Annotated in this window: 16 protein-coding genes; 13 read left to right on the top strand and 3 right to left on the bottom strand. The window is 67.0% G+C overall.

The window, feature by feature from the left end; translation table 11 throughout:
* Positions 1 to 9: 9 nt before the first annotated feature.
* On the bottom strand, positions 10 to 396 hold the full coding sequence (locus AB0L70_RS01625) for a phage holin family protein (RefSeq protein WP_363678783.1): 387 nt from the start codon (positions 394 to 396) through the stop codon (positions 10 to 12).
* A gap of 147 nt (positions 397 to 543) precedes the next feature.
* Here AB0L70_RS01625 and AB0L70_RS01620 point away from each other — a divergent pair, with 147 nt between their 5' ends.
* From AB0L70_RS01620 to AB0L70_RS01585, 8 genes are read left to right on the top strand one after another with little or no spacing between them, the layout of a single operon-like run.
* Entirely contained in the window at positions 544 to 1,638 is a 1,095-nt protein-coding gene (locus AB0L70_RS01620; RefSeq protein WP_363678781.1) for a DUF4185 domain-containing protein, read from the top strand.
* Positions 1,635 to 2,342, top strand: coding sequence for an FCD domain-containing protein (locus AB0L70_RS01615; protein WP_363678779.1), 708 nt, complete (start codon positions 1,635 to 1,637; stop codon positions 2,340 to 2,342). Before AB0L70_RS01620 ends, AB0L70_RS01615 begins: the two co-directional genes overlap by 4 nt.
* A 16-nt stretch (positions 2,343 to 2,358) precedes the next feature.
* Positions 2,359 to 3,642, top strand: coding sequence for an extracellular solute-binding protein (locus AB0L70_RS01610; RefSeq protein ID WP_363678777.1), 1,284 nt, complete (start codon positions 2,359 to 2,361; stop codon positions 3,640 to 3,642).
* On the top strand, positions 3,639 to 4,559 hold the full coding sequence (locus tag AB0L70_RS01605; protein ID WP_363678775.1) for a sugar ABC transporter permease: 921 nt from the start codon (positions 3,639 to 3,641) through the stop codon (positions 4,557 to 4,559). Before AB0L70_RS01610 ends, AB0L70_RS01605 begins: the two co-directional genes overlap by 4 nt.
* Entirely contained in the window at positions 4,546 to 5,355 is an 810-nt protein-coding gene (locus tag AB0L70_RS01600; RefSeq protein ID WP_363678773.1) for a carbohydrate ABC transporter permease, read from the top strand. The genes AB0L70_RS01605 and AB0L70_RS01600 overlap by 14 nt, the downstream gene beginning before the upstream one ends.
* Before the next feature lie 10 nt (positions 5,356 to 5,365).
* Entirely contained in the window at positions 5,366 to 6,127 is a 762-nt protein-coding gene (locus AB0L70_RS01595; protein WP_363678771.1) for an SDR family oxidoreductase, read from the top strand.
* A gap of 32 nt (positions 6,128 to 6,159) precedes the next feature.
* Complete coding sequence (locus AB0L70_RS01590; protein WP_363678769.1) at positions 6,160 to 7,374, top strand: enolase C-terminal domain-like protein; 1,215 nt, start codon at positions 6,160 to 6,162, stop codon at positions 7,372 to 7,374.
* Positions 7,371 to 9,407 (top strand): hypothetical protein, encoded by a 2,037-nt coding sequence (locus tag AB0L70_RS01585; protein WP_363678767.1) that lies wholly within the window; start codon positions 7,371 to 7,373, stop codon positions 9,405 to 9,407. The genes AB0L70_RS01590 and AB0L70_RS01585 overlap by 4 nt, the downstream gene beginning before the upstream one ends.
* A gap of 29 nt (positions 9,408 to 9,436) precedes the next feature.
* Here AB0L70_RS01585 and AB0L70_RS01580 read toward each other — a convergent pair whose 3' ends face one another.
* Positions 9,437 to 10,105, bottom strand: a complete 669-nt coding sequence (locus AB0L70_RS01580) for a GntR family transcriptional regulator (protein WP_363678765.1) — start codon at positions 10,103 to 10,105, stop codon at positions 9,437 to 9,439.
* Positions 10,106 to 10,287: 182 nt separating this feature from the next.
* Between AB0L70_RS01580 and AB0L70_RS01575 the strand changes: the two genes are divergently transcribed.
* Both AB0L70_RS01575 and AB0L70_RS01570 read left to right on the top strand, forming a co-directional pair.
* A complete protein-coding gene (locus tag AB0L70_RS01575) occupies positions 10,288 to 11,877 on the top strand; it encodes a phage tail tip lysozyme (protein ID WP_363678764.1) in 1,590 nt (529 codons plus the stop codon).
* Between the two features lie 13 nt (positions 11,878 to 11,890).
* A complete protein-coding gene (locus AB0L70_RS01570) occupies positions 11,891 to 12,499 on the top strand; it encodes an S-layer protein (protein WP_363678762.1) in 609 nt (202 codons plus the stop codon).
* A gap of 4 nt (positions 12,500 to 12,503) precedes the next feature.
* Here the strand turns inward: AB0L70_RS01570 and AB0L70_RS01565 are convergent, their stop codons facing one another.
* Positions 12,504 to 13,376: an arginine deiminase family protein gene (locus AB0L70_RS01565; protein ID WP_363678760.1), complete on the bottom strand. Its 873-nt coding sequence runs from the start codon at positions 13,374 to 13,376 to the stop codon at positions 12,504 to 12,506.
* Positions 13,377 to 13,553: 177 nt separating this feature from the next.
* On the opposite strand from AB0L70_RS01565, the gene hisC reads away from it, so the two are divergent.
* The 3 genes from hisC (at position 13,554) to AB0L70_RS01550 (ending at position 16,418) form a co-directional block, all read left to right on the top strand.
* The gene (hisC, locus tag AB0L70_RS01560) at positions 13,554 to 14,633 is read left to right on the top strand and encodes a histidinol-phosphate transaminase (RefSeq protein WP_363678758.1); all 1,080 of its coding nucleotides are present in this window, start codon (positions 13,554 to 13,556) and stop codon (positions 14,631 to 14,633) included.
* On the top strand, positions 14,630 to 15,355 hold the full coding sequence (locus tag AB0L70_RS01555; protein ID WP_363678756.1) for an SDR family NAD(P)-dependent oxidoreductase: 726 nt from the start codon (positions 14,630 to 14,632) through the stop codon (positions 15,353 to 15,355). Before hisC ends, AB0L70_RS01555 begins: the two co-directional genes overlap by 4 nt.
* Positions 15,356 to 15,827: 472 nt before the next feature.
* Positions 15,828 to 16,418, top strand: a complete 591-nt coding sequence (locus tag AB0L70_RS01550) for a hypothetical protein (protein ID WP_363678754.1) — start codon at positions 15,828 to 15,830, stop codon at positions 16,416 to 16,418.
* Positions 16,419 to 16,473: the final 55 nt, after the last annotated feature.

The following is a 16,473-nucleotide window of genomic DNA, read 5'->3' as shown; positions in this document are numbered from 1 at the left end:
CGACGTGCCTCAGTGAACTTCCGCCTTCTCGGGGAGGACGGCGTTCAGGATCATGCCGACGACGCTGATGATCAGGGCGCCGAAGAGCGCGTTCCAGAAGCCGTCGACGTGGAACGTCACGTCCAGCTTGCCGGTGATCCAAGAGGTCAGCAGCAGCATCGCGGCGTTGATCACGAACGTGAGCAGGCCCAGCGTCAGGATCAGCAGCGGGAACGACAGCACCTTCACGACCGGCTTCACGATCGCGTTCACGATGCCGAAGATCGCGGCGACGATGAGCAACGTGAGGACCCGGCGGCCGGTGGTCGCCCCGGTCAGGGTGATGCCGGCCACGATCCAGCTCGCCACCGCCAGTGCGACGGCGTTCGCGAGGAGCCTGATGATCAAGTTCTTCATGCCATCGATCCTCCCACCCGCCCGGTAGCACCACGCTCGGTACGCGCCCTGATCCGACCCTGATTCCTCGCCGTCGCCGCTGGGGAGCACAAGATGGTCTTGACACGAGAATGACCAAGTGATCAGATCATTTTCATGTTCCGTCCCTTGGCTGCAGTAGTCGCGACGTCACTTACGGCAGTCGGACTCACCGTCCCTGTCGCTTCGGCCAGCCCTTCGAGCTGCAACGCCGTACGCACGAACTGGACCGCTCAGACCCAGCCCCACGCCGCTCCGGAGAGCCTGCTGAACGCGTACTCCGACACCGGCAAGGGCTGGACCGGCGCGGACAGCACCTACTCGGTGAAGCTCTCCGGCGGCCGGACCGTCTGGATCTTCTCGGACACGTTCCTCGGCCCGGTCAACCCGGACGGCAGCCGGCCGACCACGGCGCCGTTCATCAACAACTCGTTCGTCGTCCAGCAGGGCGGCAAGCTGAAGACCGTCACCGGAGGTACGCCGAGCAACCCGACGGCGCTCGTGCCCCCGCCGGCCAACGGTTGGTACTGGATCGGAGCCGCGCAGACCAGTGACGGCGGGCGCAACCTGGACGTCGTCGCACTGCGATTCGAGCGGACGGGCACGGGCCAGTGGGACTGGCACTGGACCAGCAACTACCTGGCCCGCTTCGACAGCAAGACGCTGAAGCTGCGCAGCCTCAAGCCACTCCCGTCCGCCGCCAACGTGCAGTGGTCCGGCTGGCTGCTGCGCGACCACGGCTACACCTACATCTACGGCGTCGAGGACCTTGGCTCCTCGAAGTACCAGCACGTCGCGCGGGTCCGCGGTGACGACCTGACCGCGAAGCCGTGGCAGTACTGGACTGGGTCCGCCTGGTCCTCTGACGAGACCGCGTCGGCCCGGGTGCTCGAGGGTGTCGCCAACGAGCACAGCGTCACGCGCTTCCACGATGGCTACCTGCTGGTCACGCACAACACCAAGGAGCTGTTCAGCAAGCAGGTGCTCGGATACTTCTCCTGCTCGCCGACCGGTCCGTTCGTGAAGCCGGTCGAGCTGTACCAGACGCCGGAGACCGGCGGGAACATCATCACCTACAACTCACACGAGCACCCGGACCTGCGCCACGGCAACTCGCTCCTGGTCAGCTACAACGTGAACAGCCTCGTCAGCGACGACCTGTACGCCGACGTGAGCATCTACCGCCCGCGGTTCCTGTCCGTCACCCTGGCAGCCGCCAAGTGAGCGCTTCGGGTGGCGTCGTACGCCGGAGTCTGCTGGACGATCTGGCGACGTCGATGCTCGCACTGATCGCGGAGCGGAAGCTGTCCGCGGGCGACCAGTTCGAGTCCGTGCGGTCGCTGGCCGACCGGTTCAAGGTCGCCGTACCCACTGTCCGGGAGGCACTGCGCCGGCTGGAGGCGACCGGCGCCGTGGAGCTCCGCCACGGCTCCGGTGTGTACGTCGGCCCGAACGTCGGACGGCTCGTCCTGGCGAACCCGCTGGCGTTGGCACCGAGCGCCGAGCGGTTGGTCGAGCTCCTGCAAGCTCGCGCGCTGATCGAGCCACCGGTCGCCGCGCTGGCCGCGTCGACGCGTGATGCGGCCGCACTCGAACAGATGGAACAGGACCTGACCACTGCCGCCGACCTGATCTCCGCCGGCGACCATGCCCGGTTGGCCGAGGTGAACATGGACTTCCATCGCTCGCTGGCGCAGGCGTCCGGAAACGCCACCCTGGCCGAGGTGGTCGAGTCGGTGACCGTTGTGAACGTACGGGAGCAGCTGGAGATCCTGCACATCCACGGTGACCGGCAGGCCGACCTGGACGAGCACCGCGCGATCTTCGACGCGGTCCGGTCCGGCGACCCCGACCTCGCCGAACTACTCACCCGAGAACACCTCGACGGCGTACTGGCCGTCATCAACCAAAGGCTTCAGCATCCCTGAGCTGGAAGGACGCACCATGCAACGCAAGAACAACCGGAAGGCGCTGGCGGCTCTGGTGATCGCCGGCGCGCTCGTACTGTCCGCCTGTGGCGGTGGCGGGGCCGCAGCCCCGAAGAAGGGCGACGACAAGCCGGTCGACTCGCTGAAGTTCTACAACGACAAGGGTGGCTGGAAGGACGCCTTCACCCAGGTCGGCGCGGCCAGCAAGAAGGACATCGGGGTCGGGATGGAGCCGGTCGGCTACTCCGACTCCAACACCTACACCGCGTTCATCCGGTCGTCGTTCCGGACCAAGGAGAAGGCGGACCTGTTCACCTGGCACACCGGCAAGGAGCTGGGCGACCTGGTCGACCAGAAGCTGGTTGCCGAGACCACCGACCAGTGGACCAAGGCGGTTGCCGATGGCAACGTGCCGGAGCAGCTGAAGCAGTACTTCACCTATGACAACAAGCAGTACTGCGTCCCGCTGAACGCGGGCTACTGGGTGATGTACTACAACAAGGCCGTCTTCAAGAAGGCCGGCATCACCCAGACCCCGAAGACCTGGGCCGAGCTGATGACGGTGGCCGACAAGGTCAAGGCGGCCGGCGTGAAGCCGTTCTACCAGACCAACATCCTGTTCTCGTTCGTCTGGTTCGAGACCCTGCTGGCCGGCAAGGACCCCGACCTGTACGACGCTCTCGCCGCAGGCAAGGCCAAGTACACCGACCCGGGCGTGGTCGAGGTGATGAACGAGTGGAAGAAGATGATCGACGCCGGGGACTTCAGTGACCCGGGCGCCAAGACCGAGCCGCAGGCGCAGTTGAAGAACGGCGAGGTCGGCATGATCAACTTCGGCACCTGGTTCAGCGGCAACCTGAACACGCTGAAGATGAAGGCCGGTACCGACTACGACTTCTTCGTGATCCCGAACGTGAACCCGGCGCTGCCGAAGACCTCGATGATCTTCGAGACCGGCCCGGTCTGCTCCGCCGCGGCGAGCGACCACGCCTCGACCGTGAAGAAGTGGACGGACTGGTGGGTCACGCCGGCCGCGCAGACTGCCTGGGCGAACTCCCGCGGTGACCTCTCGTTCAACCCGAAGGCCGAGGTGAAGGACCCCGGGCTGGCGACGTTGAACAAGGACGTCGGCGGTGACGGCTTCCGGCTGATCAACCGCTGGTTCGAGGCGACGCCGGTGCCGATCGCGACCAAGGCCCTCGAGGTGTTCGGTGCGTTCGTGACCAAGCCGGGTGACCCGATGCCGGGCCTGCAGAAGATCCAGGCCGAGGCGGACGCGTACTGGGCCAAGCAGAAGTGACTGCTTTGCTCGAGCGGCCGAAGACCCGGACAACGGCGCAACGGTCGGCCCGGACCGGCGCCCGGATGGCGCCGCTGTTCGGGCTGCCGGCCGTGGCCGTGGTCGCCCTGTTGCTGTACCTGCCGTTCCTGTGGACGACGTACGTCAGCTTCACCCAGTACGACGGACTCGCCTCGCCGGTGTGGTCCGGGCTGGCGAACTACAAGGCGATGTTCAGCGACCCCGACCTGGTCGGGGCACTGGTCAACACGCTGCTGTGGGTCGTCGGCATGGTGACGCTCCCGGTGGTCCTCGGGCTGCTGGTCGCCGTACTGACGTACGGACACAAGTGGGGTATGTGGTTGCGGTTGCCGTTCCTGCTGCCGTACGCGATCTCCGGTGTGGCTGTCGGAGTCATCTGGGGATTCGTACTGCAGCCGGACGGTGCGCTGGGGCAGGTGCTCGGGTTCTTCGGCCTGCCTGGTGCGCACACCGGGTGGTTGCAGGCCGGTCCGGGCAACACGCTGATGATGATCGTGGCTGTGACCTGGCAGGCGGCCGGTGTGAACGCACTGCTGTTCGTGGTCGGGTTGCAGTCGATCCCGGCCGAGCCGCTGGAGGCTGCTCGGCTCGACGGCGCTGAGGGTTTCCGGTTGTTCCTGCATCACTTGTGGCCGCAGTTGCGGCCGATCACGACCGTGGTGATCGGGCTGTCGATTGTCGGCAGTCTGAAGACGTTCGACGTGGTGTGGGTGATGACGCAGGGCGGTCCGGGTACTTCGTCGGAGACGCTGGCGCTGTCGATGTACAAGGAGACGTTCGTACTGAACGACTACGGGCAGGGTGCGGCGATCGCACTGTTCCTGAGCCTGGTGACGTTCGCCGCGTCGATCCTCTATCTCCGCTACCAGTTGGGAGATTCCCGTGAGCAGGGTTAAGACTCCGTTCCTCGTCGTACTCGGGCTGATCTGGCTGGCGCCCGTCTATCTGCTGATCGTCAACGCGTCCAAGTCGACCGACGGGTACGACGCGAAGACGGTGTGGAAGCCGGCCGGGTTCTCGTTGTTCACGAACTTCGGGGACGCGTGGAGCAAGGCCGCGCTGGGTGACACGTTGGTGGCGACGACGCTGTACAGCGTGGTGGCGCCGGTGATCGCGGTCCTGATCGGGGCGGCGGCCGGATACGCGATCGTCGTACTGCGGTTGCGGCGTGGGTTCCTGTGGTTCGTGTTCATCTTCGGCGGGACGATCTTCCCGCTGCAGATGATCCTGATGCCACTGTTCTCCGGGTTCGCCAACTCCGGGCTCTACGACACCCGGGCCGGGATGATCATCGTGTACACCGCGATCAGTGTGCCGTTCTCGGCGTTCGTGATGCGCAACTTCTTCACCGGGATCGCGCGCAGCGTCTTCGAGGCCGCGATCGTCGACGGTGGCGGCCTGTTCCGCATCTTCCGCAGCATCTACCTGCCGATGGCGGGATCCGCGCTGGCCGCGATCTTCATCCTGCAGGCGACCTTCGTGTGGAACGACCTCCTGCTCGGCCTGACGCTGAGCCAGTCCGAGTCGGTCCGCCCGATCATGCCGGCGCTGACCGGCCTGCAGAGCACGTACGGCGGCGCCGCGCTACCGACCGTGCTCGCGGGCGGCCTGCTGGTGTCGCTGCCGACCGTCGTCCTCTTCCTTGCCGCCCAACGCTTCTTCTCCCGGGGCCTCGCCCTCGGTCAGTTCTGAAAGGACGTATATGAGTAGCCGCACAGTCGTCGTCACCGGTGGTGCTGCCGGGATCGGACGCGGTGCTGTCGAACGGTTTGTCCAGGCAGGTGACGACGTGGTGGCCCTCGACCGGGACGCCGACGCGCTTGCCCGGCTCGAGAAGGACCTCGGGGTCCGCGGGATCACCGTGGACGTCGGAGATCGTGAGGCTCTGGCCGCGGCCGCGCAGCAGGTCGACCACGTCGACGCGCTCGTCTGTGCGGCCGGCGTCCAGCGGTACGGGACGGTCGTGGACACTTCGTGGTCCGTGTACGACGAGGTGATGGCGGTCAACGTCGGTGGGGTGTTCTTCGCCTGCCAGGCGTTCGTGCCGTTGATCCCGCGGGGTGGAAGTGTCGTGGTGGTCGCCTCGGTGCAGGCGTATGCGGCGCAGAAGAGCGTCGCGGCGTACTCGATGGGCAAGGGCGCGCTGCTGTCGCTGGTGCGGGCGATGGCGGTGGATCACGCCGAGGACGGGATCCGCGTCAACGCTGTCTGTCCCGGTTCCGTGGACACGCCGATGCTGCGGACCTCGGCCGCGCAGTTCGGTGGCGGGCGTCCTGTTGACGACGTCGTTGCCGAGTGGGGCCGGTCGCATCCGCTCGGTCGGGTGGCGACTCCGGGAGAAGTTGCCGAGGTCATCCACTTCCTGTCCTCACCTGCGGCCGCCTTCGTGACCGGGGCGGACGTGAAGGTCGATGGAGGATTGACTGCCGGGCTGGCCGTCGTACTGCCGGAGGACGCCAAGTGAAGCCTGACTGGGGCGGTGGGGTGGGGAAAGCTATGAAAATTGTCGACATCCGCGCTACTACCGTGACGATGCCGCTCGAGGCGCCGTTGCGGCACAGCAATGGCGCGCACTGGGGCCGGTTCGTCCGGACGGTCGTCGAGGTCGAGGCCGACAACGGGCTGATCGGGCTCGGCGAGATGGGTGGCGGCGGGCAGAGTGCGGAGGCCGCGGTGACCGGGCTGAAGCCGTACCTGGTCGGCCACGATCCGGCCCGCACCGAGGCGCTCCGCTGGATGCTCGCCAACCCGACCGCGAGCCTGTACAACAACCGGACGCAGCTGCTGGCCGCGATCGAGTTCGCCTGTCTCGACCTGCAGGGCCGGGAGCTCGGCGTACCGGTGCACGAGCTGCTCGGCGGCAAGGTCCGGGATCGGGTGCCGTTCGCGAGCTACCTGTTCTTCCGCCACCCGAACGACGACGGCACCGGTGAGATCCGGACGGCCGATCAGTTGGTGGCGCACGCGCGGGAGCTCGTCGACGAACACGGGTTCAGCGTGCACAAGCTGAAGGGCGGGGTGTTCTCGCCCGACTACGAGCGCGAGGCCTTTCGGGCCCTGGCCGAGGCGTTCCCCGGGCATCGCGTCCGGTTCGACCCGAACGGCGCGTTCGGCGTCGAGGAGGCGATCCGGTTCGCCCGCGGGATCGAGGACCTGGACAACGACTACCTCGAGGACCCGACGTACGGACTGAACGGGATGCGCCGGGTCCGCGAGAAGACTCCGATCCCACTCGCCACCAACACCGTGGTGGTGAACTTCGAGCAGCTCGCCGCCAACGTCCGTGACCCAGCGGTGGACGTGATCCTGCTGGACACGACGTTCTGGGGCGGTATCCGGCCGTGCATCAAGGCCGCCGGTGTCTGCGAGACCTTCCAGCTCGGTGTCGCCGTGCACTCGTCCGGTGAGCTCGGCATCCAGCTCTCGACGATGCTGCACCTGGGCGCCGTCGTACCGAACCTCTCGTTCGCCGCGGACGCGCACTATCACCACCTCCGCGACGACATCATTGTCGGCGGCAAGCTTCCGTACGTCGACGGCGCCATCGCCGTCCCGGACGCACCGGGCCTCGGTGTCGAGCTCGACCGCGACAAACTCGCCGAGTACGCCGAACTCTTCCGCGAACTCGGCCCCTACCCCTACGACCGTGATCCGGCCCGCCCGGACTGGTACCCCCTGCTGCCGAACACCGATTGGGCCGACCCCTCATGACCACCATCCCTCGTTCCGCCGATCTGGCGAGCGATGTCCTGACCCACAGCTACGACGACATGTTCAACCCGCCCGGGCTGACGAACTTCCTGGGTACGGCGCAGGTCGACCACGACGTGGTTGCGATCCGCAGCGTCAACTTCCCGCCGTACTCGCACGGCGACTGCCTCACCGGCCAGCTGTACATCGATGGCCGCCTGGCCCGCTCGTACGGCGGGACCGTTGAAGTGGTGTGGCGGCCGGACCACGTGGTCCGGTCCACCGTGGTCGACGGCCTGACGCTGCGGTCGGTCACCGCGTGTGCGCCGGGCCGGCCGGCTGTCGTCGTACAACTCTCCGTGGAAGGCGCGCCGGGACGATCGGTGCGGCTCGGGTTCGCGCTGGACAGTACGGCGACGCGCTCGGGGAGTGGATGGTTGAAGCCGGAGCCACCGTCGGAGCCGAACACACTGACCGCGGTCGACGGCCGCGTGGTCGGGACAGGGGAGTCCGGGTCCGCGGTGAGTCTCCAGGGGCTCGACGTGACCAGCGTTGTCGACCGTTCGGTGCTGGAGACAACGGTTGTTCTCGATGCCGCGGGCAAGGGTCAGCTCTCCTACGTGCATGCCTTGTCGGGATCGTTGGCCGAGGCAACGGAGCACTTCGACGCGTGTGTGGCCGACGTACCCGCGGTGATCGCTGCGGCGGAGTCCCTGTGGGACAAGGCGTTGGCGGATGCGTTCGATCCGTCGAGTGACGGGTTCAGCGGATCGCTGCCGGTGCTGGAGACGTCGAACGAGGCGCTGCGGAAGCTGTACTGGTGGGGCGTGCTCGGCGTGATCTGGTTCCGGCGGGACAACCCGGCCAGTGTGCTGGGACGCACGTACGACACGTTGATGCCGCGCTACTGGCAGACCACGACGTTCATCTGGGACTACAGCCTGTCCTCGCTGACCCATGCGCTGCTCGACCCGGAGCCGATGCAGAAGCACATCAAGCACTGGATCGACCTGGACACCCACAAGCACTTCGGGACGGAATGGCTGACCGGTGGGCCCGTCGGGTACTGGTACTCGGTCAACGACTTCGCCATGACGCGGTTGGTGCGCGACTACGTACGCTTCACCGGAGACTCCGGCTTCCTCGACACCTCGGTCGGCGAGAAGCCGGTGGCGGAGCACCTGCACGACTGGGCGACCGCCTGGCGCGGTCTGCGCGGTGAGCACGCACTCGCGGACTACGGCGGTATCGACAACCTGCTGGAGTGCGTGAGCAGCTACGTCCATGAGGTGGCGAGCTTCAACGGCGCCAACGTGTGGTGCCTGCGCGTCGCCGCCGAGGTCGCGGAGCGCTCAGGCGACACCGACCGCGCTGAGCTGCTCCGCAAGGAGGCGGACGAGCAGGCCGGTCACGTCAACGAGCTGTACGTCGAGGGCGCCGGCTTCTGGCACGCACGGCAACCAGACGGCTCGCTCGTCCCGGTCCGGCACTGCTACGACTTCAACATCATCGGTACGACGATGGCCGCCGACCTCTCCGAGTCCCAGCGGGCCGAGATGGTGTCGTTCTTCCAGCGTGAACTCCAGACGCCCACCTGGATGCGCGCGCTCTCGCCGTACGACGCCGACGCGGCCTTCAGCGTCCGCCCGGATCACCAGTGGAACGGCGCCTACCCGGCCTGGCCGGCCGACGCAGGCCGCGCGCTGTTCGCGCTAGGCCGTGGAGACGTTGCGCTCGACTGGCTACCGGGTCTCGCCAAGAGTGCCAACCAGGGACCGTGCGGCCAGGCTCACTTCGTCGAGGAAGCTCAACCGGCCATGGCAGGTGGCGCTCAGAAGTCGCCCCCGCAGTTCCCGTACCTGATCGACTGGTCCTGCTCGTCGTCCGGATCCTGGGTCAGCCTCGTGCTGGAGGGCGTCTTCGGCGTAGAGGTCGCACTGGACGGAACGGTGACGGCGAACCCGCAGGTGGCGGCGCTCGACCCCGACGCGCGGCTGACCGGCCTGCGGGTCGGATCGACGACGTACGACATCACGGCGGACGGGATCGCATAGGACCTGCGCTGCGTCCGACGAGTCGTGACTCAACTGGGGGACGTGGCAATTGCCTCGAGGAGGGACTCCTGGGCGCCGTCCAGGTGGGCCTGGAGTTCCTCCACGCAGGCGTCCAGTTCGCCGCGTTCCAGCAGGCGGACCAGCTTCCGGTGGGACGCGACCTGCTGGCGGGCGTCCTGGCGGAGCGCGTCGACGCGGGCGAGCGCGAGTCTCGCCTCGCCCGTGATCGAGTCCGCGGTCGCGATCAGCCGCTCGCTGCCGGTCAGCGCGACCAGGCTGCGATGGATCGCCAGGTGGGTCTCGGTCATCGCCTCCGGGTCCGCACCGTCCTTCGCGGTCGCGGCGAACACCCGCATCGCCTCGCGCACCCGCTCGCGGGCCGTCTCGTCCGCGTCGAACCAGGCCCGGATCCCGGCGGACTCCAGCACGAAGCGGGCCCTGCAGATGTCGGCCACGGCCGCGGGGTGCAGGATCGCCACGCTGACGCCCTTGTTCGGCTCCCGGACCGCCAGACCCTCCGTGACCAGCATGGTCATCGCCTCGCGGACGGTGCTGCGGGCCACCCCCAGCGCCTCCGCGAGCGGCTGTTCGCGTAACGGCGTACCTGGTTCGAGGTCGCCTGCGAACAGGGCGGCGCGGAGTGCGTCGACCACCCGGTCCACCGTGGTCGAGCGGTCCACCCGCAGCCGTTCGTACATGGGGCGATTCTCGTCCAGTCGCGGTCCGTTGTCGCGCCCGACCCGGCTCCAGGAGCCCTCCCGGTGCGCGCCTGTGGATAACTCTCGACATAATGACCTGGTTTTAGGGCAGCATTTTCCTCAGTGGCCGCCCCTTCCCGCCCCCCGGCGTGAAGAGCCACCGAGCGAACGAGGAGCAGACCGTGGCTAACAAAGTCCTGCCGATCCTCGGTGGCGTGCTGCTGTTCTGCTTCCTGCCGCTGATCGTGGTGATCGCGCTGATCCTCGGCGGTATGGGCAGCATGGACGCGATGGCGCAGAACTGCCCGCCGCCGGAGAACAGCGCATCGATGAGCTGGCCGACCGATCTGAAGGAGGTGTCCCGGGACTTCACCCAGATCGACCCCCAGACCGGCTACACCCACGACGGCGTCGACTTCGACGTCAAGGCCGGCAGCAAGGTGTACGCCGTGGCCGACGGCAAGATCACCTCGGTGGCCGACAATCAGGTGATCATCCGCCACGACAAGGGCGTCGAGACCCGCTACAAGTTCATGCAGAGCATCAAGGTCAAGGTCAACGACGAGGTCAAGCGCGGCGACCAGATCGGGACGTCGGGCTCCGGCAACGAGACCGGCGGCATGAGCGGCGAGCACCTGCACTTCGAGCTGTGGATCGACAAGGACGGCACCTTCGAGAACACCAGGCCCGAGGACGGCACCTTCGGCGACGACACCACCTCGACCGGCGGTGGCGGCTGCGGGTGCGGCGGCGGCGACCTGTCCGGCAACAACAACGTGCAGAAGGTCTTCAACTACTTCGTCTCGAACGGCTACTCCAAGGAGCAGGCCGCGGGCGTCATCGGCAACATGCAGACCGAGTCGTACGTCGAGCCGACCATGAAGCAGGGGGACTCGCCGGGGCAGGTGACCCACCCTGACGCGGTCGCCAACAGCGGTGGGGGCTGGGGCCTGGTGCAGTGGACGCCGGCCAGCCAGATGATCCAGGTCGCCCGTGGGTCCGGCGCCGACGACAAGACGATCGAGTCGCTGGAGTTCCAGCTCGAGTTCCTCAAGACCCAGCTCGACGGCAAGGGCCCGATGGCGAAGGGAGTGGCCGGCACCGCACTGCATGCCGCCAAGACTGTTGCCGAGGCGACGTATGCCTTCGGCCACAAGTTCGAGGCCTTCCGCGGGCATGAGACCGAGGGCACCGACAACTGGCGCAAGCGGATCGCCGACGCCCAGCAGGCGTTCGACCAGTACGCGGGCTCGGCGACCGGCGGTGACGGTGCGAGCGCCTGCGGGGCCGGCAGCGGCAACATCGCCGCGGTGGCGAAGTCACTGGCGTGGCCGAGCACGGGACACGACACGATGCCCTACGCGAACGCCGCGACCGACGCCTACAAGGCGAACTTCTACAAGTACAACAAGTCGGCCAAGGCCGCCGGTGACGTGGGGTGGACCGACTGCGGCCGGTTCGTCGCGACGGTCATGCACATGAGCGGCGCCGACCCCGACTACCCCGACGTGTACACACCGACCCAGGAGAACTACCTGCGCACCTCCGGGAAGTACGACGTGCACGACGACTGGGACGCCTCGAAGCTGGAACCTGGTGACATCCTGATCGGGCCTGGTCACACCTACCTGTTCGTCGGACCGTGGGCCGATGGACACAACTCGGCCTCCGCGTCGCTGGACGGCGACGCTCCTGGTCCGGGCCACGTGCCGGAGGCGAGTAACGCGTACGAGATCGGCACGACGTACGCCATCGCTCGGCTGAAGAAGTAGGGAGCAACGCATCATGCTGGAAGACACCCGGCGGCTGATGATCGGTGGGGTCGTCGTCATCGTCGCACTTGTGGTGATCGGCGGGTTCCTGCTCTTTCGCGGCAGCCCCGAGTCCAAGGTGACCGTGACCTCGATTCCCAACGATCTCACCCTGACCCTCGACGGGAAGCAGGTCGCCGCCAACGGCGAGATCAAGGTCAAGGCCGGCGAGCACACCCTGACGGGCGAGCGCAAAGGGTTCCAGAGCCATTCGGTCACCTTCACCGCCCAGGACGGCGATCCGCTGAGCGCGCGAATGTACCTCTACTCCAACAGCGACGAGGGCCGGGCCTGGGAGGCGAAGAACCCCGAGCAGGAACTCGAGGCCGAGGCCGAGGCCGGCCGGCGGTTCGACGAGCTCAACCAGCGGCTCGCCGCGAAGTATCCGCTGCTGGCGGAGTTGCCGTACGTCGGCCGCGGCTTCACGATCAACCAGGGTGTCTCGAAGGCCCACCCCAAGGACCCCGAGAGCCTGGCCTTCTACATCAAGCTGCTCTACCCCGACGGCCGCAAGTACGCGCTCGAGTGGTTGTCCGGCCACGGGTACAAGCCCGAGACCCTGGAGCTCATTTACACCCAGTAGGCGTTCAGGCCGGCAGCACGAGCTCGCCGCCAGGCGTGGTGATGGCGCTGACCGGGAAGTCCAAGGGGTTGGTCAGGCAGCGGATCGAGCCGCCGCCCTTGTGGAACTCGGCGAGGTCGAGGACGACGACGGTCAGGCCGAGGCCGGTGAGGACGGTTTCGAGGCGGGGTGAGCAGGACGGCATGATGATCGTGTCGTTGACCACGATCGAGTTGGCCGTGAACGCGAACGCCTCGTCGTCGGTGAGCACGATCGGATCGGGGACGATCCGGGCGAGCTCGACCTGGCTCGCGGTGTCGAAGGCCGGTGGGTAGACCATCGCGTGGGTGCTGTCGACGGGGCAGAACGGCAGGTCCAGGTGGTACATGCCCTCGTGCGCGATCCGGAGACCGCGCACCCGGACGTTCCACTCGGTCGCCAGGTGCTTGAGTGCCTCGGCCTCGGTGCGCGGGCCGTAGCCGACGACCAGACTGTCGCCGAAGACGAAGGCGTCACCGGATTCGAAGTGCGGTCCGACCCCGTCGGTCCCGGTGCGGCTCAGGGCGAACCCATGCTCGGTGAACCAAACGGCCGCGGTGAGGGACTCCTTCCGGCGCGGTTCGAAGCGCATGTGCGAGAGCATCGCCCGCCCGTCCGCCGTCGCCAGGCCGAGGTTCATCGCGTACACCATGTCGGGTGAGTCGCCGCGCTGCGCCAGTACCTCGACCTCGCCGCCGGCGTCGATGATCGCCTGGCGCAGGGAGTCCCACTGCTTCAGCGTGAGCGCCGGGTCCGGCTGGTCGTGGGTGGACATGTACGGGTTGATCACGTAGTCGATCCGGAAGTGGTCCGGGCGGACCATCAGATACCGGCGACCCCACTCCAGCGACTGACCCACGACAACCCCTCCCGACCCGGTGAGGCCTGGTGGCGGCCTCTTGAATATGACCTGATTGTCCGACAATCAGTCAGTTTGAGGCCGAAGGTTCGCCGAGTCAAACGATTGGCCGGAGAACGTCTCGAGGTGGTCCGGAGCGGGCTGGTTCTGGCGTGGGGTACGGACTAACCTGCGGGCATGACCCCTGACCATGAGGTTCGATTTCGCGCCTGCCTGGACGACGTCGCGGCTTACAAGCCCGGCCGTCCGCCCGCGCGCACCGACGGGCGACCGACGTACAAGTTGTCCAGTAACGAGAACCCGTACCCGCCGTTGCCGGGCGTGCTCGCCGCCGCCACCGAGGCCGCCGCGCAGATGAACCGGTACCCGGACATGGGTGCCGTGGACCTGCTCGAGGCGCTGTCGGACCGGTTCGGCGTACCCGTGAGCGATCTCGCGGTCGGGACCGGTTCGGTCGCACTGATCTACCACCTGCTGCAGGCGACAGTCACCGAAGGTGATGAGGTCGTCTACGCGTGGCGCTCGTTCGAGGCGTACCCGATCGCGGTCCAGCTGACCGGTGCGACCTCGGTCCAGGTCCCGCTGACCGACGAGGCCCGGCACGATTTCAAGGCGATGGAAGCGGCGATCACCGAGCGGACGAAGGTCGTGCTGGTGTGTTCGCCGAACAACCCGACCGGTCCGGTGGTCCGGCGTGACGAGCTGCTCGCGTTCCTGGACGCCGTACCGTCGAACGTCCTGGTCGTGCTGGACGAGGCGTACTGCGAGTTCGTCCGGGTCCCGGATGTTGCCAAGGGCATCGAGATCTATCGGGACCGGCCGAACCTCGTGGTCATGCGGACCTTCTCGAAGGCTTATGGGCTGGCCGGCTTCCGGGTCGGGTACGCGATCGGGCATCCGCCGGTGGTCTCGGCGATCCGGAAGTGTGCGCTGCCGTTCGGGGTCAGCCACGTTGCCCAGGCGGCTGCGATCGCGTCGCTCAAGGTCGAGGACGAGCTGCTCGAGCGGGTCGATGCGCTGGTGGTTGAGCGGACCCGGGTCGTTGAGGAGTTGCGCGCGGCTGGGTGGGACGTGCCTGAGACGGAGACGAACTTCGTCTGGCTGACGCTGGGAGAGGACACTCTCGCGTTCGCGGAGGCGGTGCAGGCCGAGGGGGTCTCGATCCGTCCGTTCGCTGGTGAGGGTGCACGGATCACGGTTGGTGAGCGCGAGGCCAACGATCTGTTCCTCGATGTGGCGCGTGCCTGGCGCAAGTGAGCTCACGCACGCTGGTCTGGATCTCCGGTGCGTCATCCGGGGTCGGCGCCGCGCTGGCTGACGCGGTGCCGTACCCGGATGCTCGCGTGATCGACCTGTCGCGCCGGGGCGGTCGTACGACGGAACACCTGAAGGTCGACCTCTCCGACCCGGCCGACTGGGTTCGTGTCGAGCAGCACTTCGTCGCTGAGCTGGCCGGGTTCGATGGTGATCGGGTCGTCTTCATCCACAACGCAGGCACGATCACGCCGATCGGGCCGGCCGATGCGGTCGACGCTTCTGCGTATACCCGGGCGGTCCTGCTCAACTCGGCTGCGCCGCAGGTGCTCGGGAGCGCGTTCCTTCGGGCCTCGTCGCAGCTCAGTTGTGAACGGCACCTGGTGATGCTGTCGTCCGGGGCCGCGAAGACGGCGTACGCCGGGTGGTCGTCGTACAACGCCGGCAAGGCCGCGGTTGAGCAGTGGGTCCGCACCGTCGGCGCCGAGCAGTCCGGCTGCCGCGTGATCGCCGTAGCCCCCGGCGTCGTCGATACCCCTATGCAGTCCGAGATCCGTGCGACTCCCGCAACCGCGTTCCCGGCGGTCGCCAGGTTCCAGGCGCTCAAGCAGACCGGAGCGCTGGTCGGTCCGGCCGTGGCTGCGGCCGGCATCTGGTCACTGCTCGACCGCGAGCTCGAGAGCGGCACCTGCCTCGATCTCCGGGACCTAGATCCCGGCAGATAGGAAAGGCCCGGGTCCGTTAGGGCCCGGGCCTCCCACCGCTGCCGATGCGCGCGGCAGCGGGTCCTGGTCGCCGGTCGCGGCGTGCCCCGAAAAAACACGACGCGAAACCCGGCAATGGTTCCAACGATATTCCGATTCATCGTGGTATTGCCATTTCGGCGACCACCGAGTCCACCGAGAACAATCTTCCGATTCACCGGGTTTCATCCGTCACCCGCGCTCACTCAACGACGTACGTCGGCGTCGGTTACGGCTCGGTTCGTCTCAACTTCCGCTCACTGCCGAGACCGTCCGGTAACCGGGAAGTTGCCTGGTCAGAGGCACATTTCCTTGTTCCGTCAGCTAACTCATCACCGCGTGGCTATGAGGTTACGGCGTTCCGGAATACCTGACAAAAAAGTTTGTAACCGCCCACGCCAGGTGTCGTTACCACTAAGACGAATCCGTCAAACCCGAAAGGAAACCTGGCATAATGCAGGTAACTCGCAAGATCGCCGCTGCCGCGGCTGTGGCGACCGTCGCCACGCTGGGCCTGGCCACCGTTGTGAGCGCGAACGTTCTCGACGACACGCAGAAGAAGGCGCAGGACAGCGGCCTGGCCGACGCGGCGTCGCTGGCCAGCCAGACGTACGGCGGCAAGCACTGGAGCTGGGTCAAGAACGACGGCTCCCTGATTGCGCTCGACGACAACAACTTCGGCCCGTTCCAGGCCTGCCACAACTTCGGTAGCGGCACTGGCATCGGCGGCAACGTGCCGGTCGACGACGTCGTCGGCATCGTCGGCTGGGGCAACGACAACAACTCGGTGACCGCAGTCAAGACCTGCGAGCAGGGCTCGGAGCAGAACAACCACAAGTGGTACAAGGTTGGCAACGACGGCCTGGTCTCCGTGAGCCGTAACAACGTGGGTCCGTTCCAGGCCTGCCACAACGAGCTGTCCGCGACGGGCATCGGCGGCAACGTGCCGCTGACCAACCTGTCCGGCATCCTCGGCCTGGACAACGACAACAACTCGGTCGACTCGCTGAAGACCTGCGAGCAGGACTCCGCGCAGAACAACTGACCTTCTCCCTGGTCAGTGATGCGGGACCCGAAAGAGTCACCTCGGTGGGGTGACT

This window comes from Kribbella sp. NPDC051952 (assembly GCF_040680855.1).
In the GTDB taxonomy this organism is placed as follows: Bacteria; Actinomycetota; Actinomycetes; order Propionibacteriales; family Kribbellaceae; genus Kribbella.
The sequence above is the reverse complement of the archived record's forward strand: the minus strand, read 5'-3'. Positions and strand labels throughout refer to the sequence as shown.